This window comes from Psychroserpens sp., assembly GCF_036960315.1.
Taxonomy (GTDB): Bacteria; Bacteroidota; Bacteroidia; order Flavobacteriales; family Flavobacteriaceae; genus Psychroserpens.
On record NZ_JBALVR010000011.1, the window covers coordinates 1 to 14,187 of the forward strand.

Here is a 14,187-nt window from a genome sequence, read left to right on the forward strand (position 1 = left end):
GCAGGCTCTAATATGGAAAAAATGATTTTAAATTTTATTGGAGTATCTAAAGAAGACCCAAATTATAAAGAAAAATTGACGAAATTTTGGAATGAAAATTCTGAAAAATTTATTTGCTATGAAGGTCCAGAGGATGAAACAAGAAACCCACAACACTTTATGAAAAGAATTGTTGATTTGGGGATGTATAACACTGTGCTTTATGATTTTCTTCTTTCAGATGAAGATGAATATTCTATTGATGTCAATGCTATAGAGATATACAAAGGCAAAGAAGAGACTTTGTTGGATTATTTAGATTCAATCATTGCAAATCCTGAGAAGGCAAAAGAGTATAATATGCCTGAAATAAAAGATTTAAGAGGTGTGATAATTGAAGATTATGGTGCCAAAACAGCATCTGAATTAAAAAAAGATTATGAGAAGTATTAAATATGTATTATTGGTATTCGTTGTTTTAGTTTCATTTAATACTCAAGCACAAAATGAGACTAAAATTAGTGAAGAGCGTATGGAAGATTTCATAAAAAATATGTGTAGTGCGGCTTTAGCTTTTAGAATAGCAGATGCATCAAAAGCAGGTCAAGGTGTCGAAGGATTAATTTTAAATTTTTTAGGAACCTCAAAAGAAGACCCAAATCATAAAGAAATATTTACTGCATTTTGGAATGAAAATTCTTATAGATTCATTTGCCACGAAGAAGGAACAACTAAATACACTAGAACCCCACAACACTTTATGAAACGAATTGTTGATTTAGGAATGTATAAGAGCGTAGGATACGATTTCCTGTTGTCTGATGAAGATGAGTACCCTATTGATGTAAATACAATTGAGATATACAATGGAAAGGAAGAAACTTTATTGGATTATATTGATGCTATTTTAAAAGACCATAAGGTAGAATCTAAGTATAATGTAAAAGAAATTAAAGATTTAAGAGACGTTATAATATTAGATTACAATGGAAAAAAAGCATCTGAATTAAAAAACTAACGAAAGATTAACAACGTAATAGATTAATTTAATAATGAAAGTGTTTTTAAATCAAATTGAGGTAAATAAAGAGTTATTTATTGTAAATGACGGTTTAAATTATGGTAGACTTTTTGACAAAAAAATAAAAGAATATCAAATTCAATTAACCAATTTTGAAATCATTGAATTAATAGAAAAAGAATATTGTGAAGTGCGAGATGAAATAAAGGTAGATGACCAAATAAATAAAGACACTTCAGATTTCACAAAAACTAACTATTGTTCATTATCACAGTTACTAAGTCATGAATCTGATTTTGAAGAAATAATGAAAACTTATTTAGATATAACGCTATTTAAAAAAGTATTCATCGAATCATCTAAAAAAACATATGTTATAAATAGTACTGATTCTATTCAAATTAAAAATGATATGGTAATATTCAGAGGCAGAATTTTCGAATTGACGAAATAATAAAAGCATCTGAATTAAAAAACTAGATTATGAGAAGACTTAAATATTTATTATTGGCATTTGTTGTTTTAGTTTCAATTAATGCCCAAGCACAAAATGAGACTAAAATAAGTGACGAGAGAATTGAAGACCTATCTAAAAGAATGTGTATTGCTGCATTAACGTTTAGAGTCTCTAGTTCGAAACAGGCTGGGGATAGGATTGAGAGATTAATTTTAAATTTTCTTGGAAGTTCCAAGGAAGATAAAAATCACAAAGCTATTATAACTAAGTTTTGGAATGAAAATTATGAAAAATTTATTTGTTACGATGAAGGCACAACAGAAAGAACTAGAAACCCACAACAATTTATGAAACGAATTGTTGATTTGGGGATGTATAAAAGTGTTTTATATAACTTCCTGTTGTCTGATGAAGATGAATACCCTATTGATGTAAATGCTGTGGAAATCTATAATGGCAAAGAAGAAACTTTGTTGGATTATCTAGATGGAATTATTTCAAATCCCGAGAAAGCAAAAGAATATAATATAAAAGAAATTAAATTGTTAAGACTGACAATTATAGAAGATTACAACGCCAAAATAGCCTCTGAATTAAAAAACTAGATTATGGAAAGTATAAAATCTTTATTATTGGTATTTGTTGTTTTATTTTCATTCAATATTCAAGCACAAAATGATGAAATTGAAATAAGCGATGAGAGAATTGAAATCCTTTCAAAAAAAATATGCAGTTCTGCTTTAACTTTTAGGACTTTATCTGCCAAAGAAGCAGGCTCTAATATGGAAAAAATGATTTTAAATTTTATTGGAGTATCTAAAGAAGACCCAAATTATAAAGAAAAATTCACCAAGTTTTGGAATGAAAACTCTGAAAAATTCATTTGTTATGAAAAAGGAACAACACAGGACACTAGAAACCCACAACACTTTATGAAACGCATTGTTGATTTGGGAATGTATAAAACCGTATTTTATAAATTTTTACTTAGTGACCCTGAAGGTTATCACATAGATGTAAATACAATTGAAATCTATAATGGAAAAGAAGAAACGATACTTGACTATATAGACAATGTTTTAAGCGAGCCTAATGCAAGTTCAAAGTATCACGTTAAAGAAATTCAAAGTGTGAGAGATTGGCTAGTAATGGGCTACAATGCCAAAAAAGCATCTGAATTAGAAAATTAACGAAATGGCAACACCGTGTATAATTAATTGCTGCGCTAGCTGGTTAAGAGGAAGAGTTTGTTTTCTTTCGTATATTCACTAATCGGAAAATTCTAAACGAAATTCCCGCAACTAACCATACACGAACACGTTAGCCCACATTAAAACCCACAATGAAAACCTTAACCAAAATCCTATTTTTACTACCAATTTTATTCCTTGCTTGTAAAAATAAAACGGATAAAAATGAAACCTCCAACGAAATGAAAACAAATTTTGTCTCTCGAATTCATAAAACGGATTACGAAACGGACTCTTATAAAGTGCTTGGAAAAACAGATTACGAAAAACACTTAACGGATTTTAATAAGATTAATTGGAGCGATGAATACTGGAAAGAATTTCGAGATTTAACATTCAATTTTCCTGACCTTGAAGTTTTGGATGATAAAAACGGGAAATATTTGTCGATTTCGTTGGCTCCAAATGCTGATGATAGTTTTCAATTCACAATCGGATTAGGGAATCATAAAGAAAACGGAAGCGGACAAAACCCAATTCGAACTGTAAAATTGTACGGAACTGAATCGGAAAACAAAGAGTTACCCAAAAAAATAATTCGATTGATTTTCGATAATAACTATGAACAAATCGACTTCGAATTAAATAAATTATTTCTAATAGACGAAATAGAAGATGTTTACATAAACCAATAATAACGTGGGCTAACAATGTATAAAAATAATGCGTAAGTTTATTCCTAAATCTAAAGGCTAGTGCTTGTTTGCTTGCATCCGATTTTCCTTCGGAAAATCCTCGCACTCAAACTACGCACTATTCTTATACGTAACCGTTAGCAAACATATGACCAACAAATGAAAATATTGAAAAACCTCATAATTCTACTTCTACTTTGCAGTTGCTCAAATAAATCTGAAATAGCTGAATTTGAAAACACTTTGGGGAAAGAAAATATTGAATCACTCAATTCATTAGTAATTGACTTTGAAACAACGTTTTTAAAGAAAAAATACCCAAACTCATCGACTGAAAAAGCATACGTAAAATATTTGACAGAAATAGAGTCGGATATGAACGGAATTTGGGGAAGACCATCCAAAAAAAGTATCGGAAAATTTAACAATAGTCAACTTAAAAATATTGTTTACGGAATACCAGATTCTATTTGGGTTATAAATAGTCCATATAAGTCTCGCACTGAATATCGAGTTAGAAGAAAGTATTTGAACATAAAAGGAGAATATGATTTTGGAACTTTAGAGGCTTCTATACCTAAAGTTAATAATGAGGATTCATTAATCGCTACATTAGAAAATCATTACGACATAAATTATTTTGGGAAATATATTAAAGCTTTAAAAGGTGTTTCAAAAAAAAATAAATTTGTTGAAGAATATCTTGAAATGATTCAAGATGGTGGAATGTTAGACCATAGGCTTTTGGCTTATAAAATGCTAATTGCTGATTTAGATTTTGATAATTATTTTACAAAGCGACTAATTTTAACTGAAATTGTTCATAGAATATAAAATACGTTTGCTAACACCGTGTATAATTAATTGCTTTGGCAAGTGCTTATTTGGAAAATTCCTTCGGAATTTTCTCGGGTTCGTATTTGTTTACTAAATTAGTTGCTTAACCACGCAACTAACCATACACAACAACGTTGTACATAATTAAGGAAAACAGAAAAAATCCATGAACAAAGAAAAGAAAGAGCATATTTTAGTTGACAAATTCTTCTTTCATATGTTCGGAATAAAAGACCTTGATTATTTGATTTTAAAAGGACATATTTTAACCGAACATTCACTCAATTTTTTCATTGAAAAGGCATCGATTGAAAAAATAAATTTTGACAGAATAAAATTTTCTTACTCTAACAAAATTGAAATAGCAAAGACATTAGGTCTTTTTAAAGCCAACCCAAAAATATATGAAGAATTAAAACTTTTGAATAAACTGAGAAACTCGATTGCACATAAATTAAAATACGACGAAAAACTATTCTCTGATTTTATAAAAGGATTTAAACCATATAAAGATTATTTCCAATCTGATAGTTTCAAAAAAACTACTATAAATAAAGATATCTTTAAAGAAAACGAAAACGGAGAAATGCCTGACGAAGGAAAATTAAATATATCTATGCTATATATCTCAACGATATGTATGAAAATATTTTCTGAAGGTATTAAATTGGAAAAGGAAAAATAACTATGTACAACACCGTGTATAATTAATTGCTACAGTTGGTTAAAACGAGGAACTTCTCCTACAAATTACTATCTTTAACTAATCGGAATATTCTAAACGAAATTCCCGCAAATAACAATACACAAATCCGTTGCCATTCATTTTGAGCCGTCCAGAAATAAGGCTACATAATTTACAACCTGATACTTTAATTTACCTTACTTACTCAAATGACCTTATATAGAAAGTAATACTGTTTCAAAATATCACAAAACATTTATAAATAAAAATCTAGTTTATTTTTTTCGGTTTATTTTTTGAGATTTAAAATAAAAAAACCGAAAAATCATCTATCTCCTATTTCAATTAATATCATAAATAGCTCATAACACAAAGACTATTTTATGATTTTTGTATCACACAAAAACAACAGTGTTTCTTTAAGTTCGTTAAGGCTAAAGTCCCTAAAATCGACTTTCTGATAACATTTGTTATCATAAACAATGGTTCAAATCAATTGTTTTTAATTTGTGATATTATTGTATTACAAAAATATCACATAATTTATCACAAAAAAATTTGGGTTGATTTTTAAATTACAGCACCTTCTTATAAAAGAATATTAGGTATAGGACTCTCTCCATTATCAATAAAGACTTCCATTACATTTTCATTCAATAAAAACTTCTCTACCTTTTCGTAGTTGAATTTTTTGTCATTACTGTGGTACTTAGGAAAATCGAAATGATCTCCATCATATCCCTTAACAACTCTAACTAAAAGTAAATTGTTTAGAACTTTATCAAACTCCCGCACTAAACTTTCAGGAAGATACTTCTCAGTTCTTTTTAATGTTTTAACATAACGTTCTAAATCATTTTTCTCGACTTCACGTTTATTGTTTTCACGTTTTTTATAAATCCAAACTATCAGCTGTAAAAACTCCATTGAAAACAAAAACTCTTCACGTTCCGATTTCAACTTCTCCAAGTGACAATAACTACCATTGTGAACTGCTTCCAATAAATCACGCAGATATTTAGAACTGGTTATATTTTCTTTCTCAGCCTTGGCAATAATCGTCGCTTTTAATACTTTCGGTATTCTAAAATTAAGCGTTGCATCTTCATCTGTGATTGATTTTTTATTAGTCATTTATGTCGATTTAGATTACTATAATTGCACGTTAAATACAGTTTTTAGAAGGAGTTTTTCAGCCTCCTCTTCTGTAATAAGTATTTTCTTTTTATTCTTTATCGGTTTAGCTAGCTTCTCAAATATGCGTTCTGTCTGTGACTTGTCACCAGTTATAAAATCAGGTATATTAGCTACATCTTGAGTGTTCAATTGAGAATTATCAAAATAATTTTTTATATGATCTGGAACAGAAAAATGCTTTTGAATATAATCCCAATGTTTAGCAAATGCTTCTTTCTGGATTTCAAATGAATTTATAGTTTCTTCACTACAGTTAGAAATATCGTCTTTGACATGCTCTACCATCCAATTGGATGCATGTTTGTAAAATGCAACGCTTAGAGAATATCTTTCGGACAGAAAACGGAAAGCTTCAGAGGTTAACTTAACTTTCAAATCTAGGAGCTCATAGATATTTTTATCCAATGACGAAGCTTTCCCTAATAAATAAAAATTGGAGGCACCATTATTAAGTATATAATTATCTCCATTCTCACGCATTAGAATAACAGTATTGAACACGGTATCGAATTCTTTATCCATCCACTTGTCATCCAAATCAGCCCACATCTTTCGAGGTAAGTAAAATATGAGTGGCTTATACAATCGATGTATTAATTCACTGTGCTTATCTTTTAAAGGCTTTTCCAAAATACGAACTTAGGATTTTATTAATTCAGAATAATCATCAGGAAACTCGGCATCAATATCGCGTAGATATTTCTCAAGGGCTTTCATTGAGGAATGCCCTGTAATCTGCATCAATTTACTTTTAGATTCGAATGGTGACGACCCCTTGACTAACTCGCGATATAATTTTGTAATATATGTATGTCTAAAGCTATACAACCCATAATCTGCTCCCAAATTAAATGGGTCTTTGACAACACGCTTGAACCGTTTAGAAAAGTAATCCCGCTTGTTGCTTAACTCGGATTCCCAAATCCCTCCTATACCATCAGGTGTAAACAAACTATCTTCTTTATTTAGCTTCGAGAGATCTGGCAAATCTTTAAGCAATAAATCAGGTATGATTTTAGTCTTTAAAGGACTATTCTTGGCTTTAAATTGAATGCGCTTATTCTTTATGTCTAGATCACCAACACGCAATCTACAGACTTCTATTGGCCTCAAAAAATTGTAGGATATAAATTTTATAAAGAGCAATAAGGTTTTGTCAGTTTTCTCCAAATGTTCAAAAATATCCTTTTGCTCCTCCTTTGAGTACGTTTTGTTTCTTTGCGGTACAGATTTTAATACAGGTATCTTTTTTATAAAGTTGGTCGGGATAATATCATTATCCTCCAACGCCTGCATAATACTACTTAAATCAGTTCGATAATTATTCCGATTTCTAGGACTGGTTTGGTCTAAAATATGATTTAAAAAATCCATTACCACTTTCTTGTCAATATCGGTAATCGCTTTTAGGTCTGGATGATGCTTTTCAACCCAAAGCAAAAAATTCTTTAAACGATTTTCATAACTACGTCTTGTGGTATCGCTTATTAGCTTTTCCTTGTACTTCAAACCCTTTGTGAAGGCTTCTTTACAGGATAAAACGGATACTTTCGGCTCAATCATTAATTCAACTTCAGGTACTATATTAGTTTTTACAACATTCGTATCTGTAATTGGATTTAGTTTCTTATCCTCACGATCCTCATAACGTGTGGTATTATCTTCAAAGGGATTAAATCCCTCATTTAATAAACTTAAAAGCTTTACTCTATAAACACTTAAAATAATAAGTCGATCTTCTTTTGTATTATATCTATTAGCACCGCCATAGACATTTTTCATGCGTTGGAGTATTCCAGATTCAGGATTTCGATAAGTGTAATAGACGTACCAACGCTTGTTTAAATTTCCGTTAGCAGAATAAATTTTTGGGGCTGAAAAATTTTTCTTTTTTGACAAACTGTGTTCTAAAATGTGTTCGTTTCCGTGTTCATTTGTAAGATAAGAATTTAAACTAAACATAAAAAAAATGGCTTTGCGTAAACAAAACCATTGATCTTAAACAGATTACATTTAGTAGCGGGAACTGGACTCGAACCAGTGACCTTCGGGTTATGAGCCCGACGAGCTACCTACTGCTCTATCCCGCGATTTAATCTTAAAAATGGTGATCTTAGCTTTTAACTTTCGGTTCATAATGCCGACTCAATCATTTTAGGACTGCAAATATACGATGCTTTTTTATTTCTACAATACTAATATTAAAAAAATAACTCCCAACAAATAAATGCTGAGAGCTATCACTAATTTATAACTATATAACTACTTTTAATTGTCGTCTTCTGTATCAAGGGTAACAATTGTTCCCTGACTACTAATGTTCACAAAATCGAATTGCTTCAAATTTGGAAGTTGATTCTTTAATTGTACTAATTCACCTTTAAAATCATTGTTACCAATAAGCAATACTTTAAGGTTTGTAAGACTAGCCATGCCATTAGGCAAGTTTCCGTAGAATGCATTATCAGATAATACAAGTTCTTCTAATTTTGTCAAACTACAAATGGAGTTTGGTAATGTTCCGAAGAAATTATTATCGAAAACACTAATCACTTTTAAATCTTTGGCATTAGCAATACTCGCTGGCAACTTTCCAGAAAATTTATTACTGCTTAGCAACATTTCCTGCAGGTTAACTAAATCACCAACAGTTGATGGTAACTCACCACTTAATTGATTGTTGTATAACTCTAATGTGTTTAAGTTAGTTAACTGTCCTATAGTAGATGGAATTTCTCCATCAATAGTGTTCATAAATAACTTAAGCGTTCGCAAGGATTCTAAATCACCAATCTCATTTGGTAAAGGTGCATTCAACATATTGAAAGCAACATTTAAAGTCACTAAGGATTTTAAACTTTTTATTGTTGAAGGAAGTCCTCCAGAAATTTTATTTCTAAAGAAGTTGATATGTTTTAAGTAAACCAAATCTCCAATGGATTCAGGGATTTTTCCCCTAAGGTTATTGAATTCCAAATTAAGCTCAATGACTTTGTCATCTTTAACCACAACACCATGCCAATCTTTGACAGGTGAATTTAGATCCCAAGTGGTCCTCCAAAGAGCACCATTTGTTGAATTGTAAAGGTCTTTTAAAGCTTCTTTTTCTTTTGTTGAAACGTTACCAAAGGACAATAGGGTAACAAAACACAATAATAATGTAAGTTTTGCGGTTTTCATAATAATAGATTTGTTTAGGGACAAATGTCAATATTACGAATGTAGCAGAATATCGGTTAACTGGCAAGTTTTTTCGATGAACTGCAATGTCGTTTATCGAATAATTATTCAATCATTTGATTATCAACTATTTAACAAAAAGCTATTGTTCTATGTTTTTGGCATTAAAACTCGTAATTTCTTGATTTTCAGTGGAAATTTCAACTTGAATTGGATTGCAACACACCTCACAATCTTCTATATAGTTCTGATAATTTTGTGAAATATCGACTAACATAGAGATGGATTCCCAACAATATGGACATTGAAAAAAGTGTTCTTGCATGGTAGTATGTATTCAGAATTTATAACTGAACATTTAATAATTCGCCACTCAATTGAAGCACATCTAACTCGGCTAATTTCGCGTCGTATTTTGCTTGATTTCGACTTAATTCGGCATTTAATAAATTGAGTTGTGCTAATCTAAATTCTATGGAAGTGACTTGACCAATTTTAAATTTTTCTTGAGTACGATCAAAGTTGTTTTGAGATGTTTTAATGTTATTTTCTTGCACTTGAAAAATCACCAATTTATTTTGATAATCATCCCAAGCATTATTAAAATTTCGTTCAATATCAATGAGTAATTGTTCTTTTAGAAGCTTTTGAATTTCTAGATCAATTTTAGCATTTCTTATACGTGTTATTGTTGTTCCACCATCAAATAAATTCCAAGAGAGATTGAGACCTCCTGACAAACCCGTATTTGTGGATACAGCAACAAAAGATGCTGCATTATTATTGTTTTTATTCCAACCATATGAGCCTGTGAGACTAATTGCTGGAAAAAATTGTGTAGCTCTATTCTCTTTAAGACCAAATTGACTTATAGTAATATTTTTTTCTGATTGTAATAAAGACACATTATTAGCTTTTGTCTTTTCCAAGAGTTCATTTTTATTTAACTGAAGTAAAAAACTCACATCAGTATTAACATCAAAACCTTCAGACAATTGATTACCCATAACCACATTTAAATCCCGCTTTGTGTTTTTTAGCTGTTGCCTAATATTAATGAGGTTAATACTATCGTTATTAATATCTACTTCAGCGTTTAACACATCTAGTTTAGTGCTTTGTCCGTAATCAAATTGATAACCGGCTCGTGTTAATCGATCCATAGAAATCATAATGGTTTCCTCTAAGGCGTTTGTGTTTTCTGAAAGTCGAGCGACTGTATAATAAATTGAAAACAACTGAACAATTGTGGTTTCAATGGTTTCACGAGCTTCCAACTTAGATAATTGATGTTGTTCTTTTAAACGTTTGTAGTTGTATTTGCGCCCAAGGCCATCAAAAAGGATATAGTTTAAATTCAAAGAGGCGTTATATCTATCGCTTTCAGCACCAGTTAATATTGTTGTTTCTCCATTAGAAAATTCTGCTTCAGTATTATCTATATTATGAATTGCTCCAGCGTTTCCCGTTAGAGTAGGTAAATACCCAGAGTTTAATATACTGGTATTGTTTTCAGCAACTTCAACTGTATTATTGGTAATCTTTATTCCGTAGTTATATTCTAACGTTAATTCAACAGCTTCTTCTGTGGTTACGACTTGTTGTGCATTGGTATATATTCCAATAAGAACTAAGCCAAATACGATATAATTTTTAAAGTTCATCTGCTTGATTTTTGTCATGTAATTCAAACTTTATTTTTTCCTTAACCTCCTTATCACTATTGACTAGTGTTTGTGAATCGCCCTCCAGAAAATGTTCTTCGTTCTGTTCTTTTATGGCACGCTCAACTTCTTCTTTGGTTACATCTTTGTTTGTCCATAACCATTTTGCGCTTTTTTTGATATTATTACTAAAGGCTAAAAATAAGGGTAAGACTAATAAAGTTAAAATGGTTGCGTAAGCAATACCGAAGGAAATTGAAATTGCCATTGGTTTTAAAAATTGTGCTTGTCTACTTTTTTCCAAAAGCAAGGGTGCCAAACCTGCAACGGTTGTTAAAGACGTTAAGAAAATCGCTCTAAAACGGGATTTTCCAGCTTCGGTTAAAGCCATATCGAATTTCATGCCTTCTCTTAAATTACTATTGAATTTACCTATAAGTACCAAACCATCATTAACCATAATACCGATAAGTGCAATGATTCCTAAAAGTGATAAAATATTCACAGAAAAACCTAAGAGCCAATGTCCCCAAGCCACAGCAGTTAAACTAAAAGGCACCAAAAGAATTAACAAAATTGGCTGGCTATAACTTCGGAATGTAAAGGCGATAGTAATATAAATAAGTATTAAAATAGGAATTCCGGCGGTTTTTAACGAGCCCAACAGTTTATCTTTTTCTCTATTTTGTCCTTCAAATGAGGCTGTTATTGTTGGATATTTAGATTGTAAATCAGGAATTGTATTATTTCGTATATCATTAAGAATATCTGTAGCACTTGAACTTGGATCTTTTAAATCTGCTGAAATACGAATTTCGCGTTGACCTTCTAAATGATTAATTGCAACATCTCCTCGCTCAATAGTATATACTGCTATATCTTTTAGGGTCACTCGTTCTCCAGATGGGGTTGTAATTCGCATATCATCTAAATCGTTGATAGACGCCCGATTACTTCGGTCGTATCGTACCCAAACTCTTATTTCATCCTGTCCACGCTGAAAACGTTGAGCCTGAACCCCAAAAAATCCTGAACGCACTTGTGACATGACAGTTCTTAGATCTAAGCCCAATAAATAGGCGCTTTCTTTAAGCTCTAATCGGATTTCTTTAATACCAGCAGGATCATTATCCTGAACATCTTTAAGCAATGAGTTTTCGATTAGCACCTGCTTCAATTCAAGTTTGGCAGCTTTTAATTCTTCAATATTTTTTCCTAATAATGCTACGGAAACTGGACTTCCTCCAAAATTACCTTCAGAACTAAAAATTAATCGTTCAGTTCCAATTACTGGTCCGACTAACTCACTCAGTCTATTAGCCACTAAAGACGATTTAATGGCGTCTGGTCGTTCTTCTCCAGGTAATAAATTTATGACTAATTGAGCGCTAGAGCTACTATTTAAAGTCAATATAGTATTTTCAAAAAGCGTTTTATCTGTACCTTTTAAATACTCTTCAGTGAATTCTTTATTGACAATAAATGACTTTTCTTCAATCATCGAGATGATAGAATCTGTAATTGCTACATTAGTTCCGTTAGGCATATCCAATTCAATAGATACACGATCACTTGCGATAGATGGGAATAAAGTGACACCAATAATACCGCCTCCAATAGAACCAAAAGTTAAGACTAGTAGTGCAATAAAGATTCCTAAAGACAATATCTTAAATTGAAGAACCTTCCCTAAAACGGGTGCATATACTTTATCTCTTAAAAAACTCATGATTCGATCACCAAAAGCATTGATCCCTCTCATTTTAGAAAAGAACTGTTTCATCTTGGATGGATTTTCATCAATGACTTGCTTCCTAAGCGCTTTAGAATGTGCCAAATGTGCCGGAAGAATAATTAACGCTTCAACAAGAGAAACGACTAATGTTAGAATAACAATTACAGACACTTCACTAAAAAATTCGCCAATCCTACTATCTAAAAACAGGAATAACGAAAATGCTAGTATCGTCGTTATAATAGCAGAGACTACTGGAGGAATTACCTCCATCGTGCCATCAATAGCAGCCTGAACTGGAGTTTTTCCCTTTTCGTAATGCTGGTAGATGTTTTCGGCAATCACAATACCGTCATCAACTAAAATACCGATGACAATAATCATCCCAAAAAGCGATAAGACATTAATGGTGACATCAAACTGACCCGCAAAAATAAACATCCCCAGAAATGATATTGGCAATCCTAATGCGACCCAAAACGCCAAACGCGTGTTAAGGAATAAGGACAGAAAAAGAAGCACTAGAATGACACCTGCTAATGCATTCCAAAATAAAAGTTCAGTACGTTGATTTAACGTAATTGATAAGTCTCTTACAACATCCAATCTTATATTTTCATGCTTTTGGTTGTAGTCTTCAATGTATACCTTAACTTTATCAGCAGAAGCAATTAAGTCTTCATTATTGGTGCTTGTCACCGTAATATTTACCGATAGATCCTGATTAAAAAAAGTTGCATTTGGTGTTTCTGAAAACCGATCTCTTACAATGGCCACATCTTTTAATCTCACTGTTTTTCCATCTGGTGTAGCACGAATGATTAAGTTGGATAGTTCAACACCATAATAGGCACGGTTATTCGCACGAATAAGGTATTCTTCAACATCTGTCTTAATATTTCCTCCTGTAACCAAAATATTAGATGCACCAACAGCTTGAGCTACTTCATTGAACGTTAGATTGTAAGCGAGTAAATTGACTTCGTTAACTGCGATTTCAATTTCTTCAGCCGGATAACCAGTAACATTCACTTGTGAAATCCCATCAATAGCGCGCAAATCGTTCTCTATTTCACGCCCTAGTTGTTTCAATGTTGCCAGCGGAATATTATCCCCACTTAATGCAAATGATATCGTTTCTCTTACTTCTTCACGTTTTGCCACCACAAGTGGTTCCATTCCTGTAGGGAACGAAGGCACGCGATCTACGGCATTTTTAACTTCAAGGAGCATGAAGTCTATATTTTCATCTTTTTCAATCTCAACAGTGATGGTTCCACTATTTTCTCTGGATGAGGATGTGACGCGATCTATACCTTTTAATCCTTTGAGGTTATCTTCAATTTGCAATACAATACCTTCTTCAATCTCTTGTGGTGAAGCGCCAGGATATGCAATGCTTACGTTGATAATTTTTGAATCTACAAGCGGGAAGAACGAAGATTTTAGTGATATATATCCTAGAATTCCAAAGGCAAAAAATGCAAGAATGAAGATATTAACAGCAACGTGATAACGAATAAAATAAGCAATTAGCTTTCTCATAA

General features: G+C 31.7%; 15 protein-coding genes and 1 tRNA gene. 8 read left to right on the forward strand and 8 right to left on the reverse strand.

What is annotated here, in order from left to right; genetic code table 11:
• The 8 genes from V7719_RS15635 to V7719_RS15670 form a co-directional block, all read left to right on the forward strand.
• A partial coding sequence (locus V7719_RS15635) for a hypothetical protein (RefSeq protein ID WP_335730879.1) occupies nucleotides 1-432 on the forward strand: 432 nt, incomplete at its 5' end.
• Nucleotides 419-997, forward strand: coding sequence for a hypothetical protein (locus tag V7719_RS15640; protein ID WP_335730880.1), 579 nt, complete (start codon nucleotides 419-421; stop codon nucleotides 995-997). The genes V7719_RS15635 and V7719_RS15640, both read left to right, overlap by 14 nt.
• A gap of 34 nt (nucleotides 998-1,031) precedes the next feature.
• Nucleotides 1,032-1,454, forward strand: a complete 423-nt coding sequence (locus V7719_RS15645; RefSeq protein WP_335730881.1) for a hypothetical protein — start codon at nucleotides 1,032-1,034, stop codon at nucleotides 1,452-1,454.
• Nucleotides 1,455-1,483: 29 nt separating this feature from the next.
• Nucleotides 1,484-2,062, forward strand: a complete 579-nt coding sequence (locus tag V7719_RS15650) for a hypothetical protein (protein WP_335730882.1) — start codon at nucleotides 1,484-1,486, stop codon at nucleotides 2,060-2,062.
• Nucleotides 2,063-2,065: 3 nt separating this feature from the next.
• A complete protein-coding gene (locus V7719_RS15655; protein WP_335730883.1) occupies nucleotides 2,066-2,647 on the forward strand; it encodes a hypothetical protein in 582 nt (193 codons plus the stop codon).
• Nucleotides 2,648-2,889: 242 nt separating this feature from the next.
• Complete coding sequence (locus V7719_RS15660) at nucleotides 2,890-3,342, forward strand: hypothetical protein (RefSeq protein ID WP_335730884.1); 453 nt, start codon at nucleotides 2,890-2,892, stop codon at nucleotides 3,340-3,342.
• Nucleotides 3,343-3,510: 168 nt separating this feature from the next.
• Entirely contained in the window at nucleotides 3,511-4,176 is a 666-nt protein-coding gene (locus V7719_RS15665) for a hypothetical protein (protein ID WP_335730885.1), read from the forward strand.
• 169 nt (nucleotides 4,177-4,345) lie between these two features.
• A complete protein-coding gene (locus tag V7719_RS15670) occupies nucleotides 4,346-4,864 on the forward strand; it encodes a hypothetical protein (protein ID WP_335730886.1) in 519 nt (172 codons plus the stop codon).
• A 588-nt stretch (nucleotides 4,865-5,452) separates the two neighbouring features.
• Here the strand turns inward: V7719_RS15670 and V7719_RS15675 are convergent.
• The 8 genes from V7719_RS15675 to V7719_RS15710 form a co-directional block, all read right to left on the reverse strand.
• A complete protein-coding gene (locus V7719_RS15675; RefSeq protein WP_335730887.1) occupies nucleotides 5,453-5,998 on the reverse strand; it encodes a hypothetical protein in 546 nt (181 codons plus the stop codon).
• Nucleotides 5,999-6,016: 18 nt separating this feature from the next.
• Nucleotides 6,017-6,691, reverse strand: coding sequence for a hypothetical protein (locus tag V7719_RS15680; protein ID WP_335730888.1), 675 nt, complete (start codon nucleotides 6,689-6,691; stop codon nucleotides 6,017-6,019).
• Nucleotides 6,692-6,700: 9 nt separating this feature from the next.
• Nucleotides 6,701-8,023 (reverse strand): tyrosine-type recombinase/integrase, encoded by a 1,323-nt coding sequence (locus V7719_RS15685; protein ID WP_335730889.1) that lies wholly within the window; start codon nucleotides 8,021-8,023, stop codon nucleotides 6,701-6,703.
• A gap of 55 nt (nucleotides 8,024-8,078) precedes the next feature.
• A tRNA-Met gene (locus tag V7719_RS15690) sits at nucleotides 8,079-8,151 on the reverse strand.
• Nucleotides 8,152-8,329: 178 nt separating this feature from the next.
• Complete coding sequence (locus V7719_RS15695; RefSeq protein ID WP_335730890.1) at nucleotides 8,330-9,241, reverse strand: Two component regulator three Y domain protein; 912 nt, start codon at nucleotides 9,239-9,241, stop codon at nucleotides 8,330-8,332.
• Between the two features lie 142 nt (nucleotides 9,242-9,383).
• Complete coding sequence (locus V7719_RS15700) at nucleotides 9,384-9,566, reverse strand: CPXCG motif-containing cysteine-rich protein (RefSeq protein WP_335730891.1); 183 nt, start codon at nucleotides 9,564-9,566, stop codon at nucleotides 9,384-9,386.
• Between the two features lie 19 nt (nucleotides 9,567-9,585).
• Nucleotides 9,586-10,905, reverse strand: a complete 1,320-nt coding sequence (locus V7719_RS15705) for a TolC family protein (RefSeq protein ID WP_335730892.1) — start codon at nucleotides 10,903-10,905, stop codon at nucleotides 9,586-9,588.
• The gene (locus tag V7719_RS15710) at nucleotides 10,895-14,185 is read right to left on the reverse strand and encodes an efflux RND transporter permease subunit (RefSeq protein WP_335730893.1); all 3,291 of its coding nucleotides are present in this window, start codon (nucleotides 14,183-14,185) and stop codon (nucleotides 10,895-10,897) included. The genes V7719_RS15705 and V7719_RS15710 overlap by 11 nt, the downstream gene beginning before the upstream one ends.
• Nucleotides 14,186-14,187 lie beyond the last annotated feature (2 nt).

Bases quoted from the DNA above. Each gene is read 5' to 3' on its own strand.
- V7719_RS15640 (WP_335730880.1), top strand. From the start codon at position 419: ATGAGAAGTATTAAATATGTATTATTGGTATTCGTTGTTTTAGTTTCA.
- V7719_RS15645 (WP_335730881.1), top strand. From the start codon at position 1,032: ATGAAAGTGTTTTTAAATCAAATTGAGGTAAATAAAGAGTTATTTATT.
- V7719_RS15650 (WP_335730882.1), top strand. From the start codon at position 1,484: ATGAGAAGACTTAAATATTTATTATTGGCATTTGTTGTTTTAGTTTCA.
- V7719_RS15655 (WP_335730883.1), top strand. From the start codon at position 2,066: ATGGAAAGTATAAAATCTTTATTATTGGTATTTGTTGTTTTATTTTCA.
- V7719_RS15660 (WP_335730884.1), top strand. From the start codon at position 2,890: ATGAAAACAAATTTTGTCTCTCGAATTCATAAAACGGATTACGAAACG.
- V7719_RS15670 (WP_335730886.1), top strand. From the start codon at position 4,346: ATGAACAAAGAAAAGAAAGAGCATATTTTAGTTGACAAATTCTTCTTT.
- V7719_RS15675 (WP_335730887.1), bottom strand. From the start codon at position 5,998: ATGACTAATAAAAAATCAATCACAGATGAAGATGCAACGCTTAATTTT.
- V7719_RS15685 (WP_335730889.1), bottom strand. From the start codon at position 8,023: ATGTTTAGTTTAAATTCTTATCTTACAAATGAACACGGAAACGAACAC.
- V7719_RS15695 (WP_335730890.1), bottom strand. From the start codon at position 9,241: ATGAAAACCGCAAAACTTACATTATTATTGTGTTTTGTTACCCTATTG.
- V7719_RS15700 (WP_335730891.1), bottom strand. From the start codon at position 9,566: ATGCAAGAACACTTTTTTCAATGTCCATATTGTTGGGAATCCATCTCT.
- V7719_RS15705 (WP_335730892.1), bottom strand. From the start codon at position 10,905: ATGAACTTTAAAAATTATATCGTATTTGGCTTAGTTCTTATTGGAATA.
- V7719_RS15710 (WP_335730893.1), bottom strand. From the start codon at position 14,185: ATGAGAAAGCTAATTGCTTATTTTATTCGTTATCACGTTGCTGTTAAT.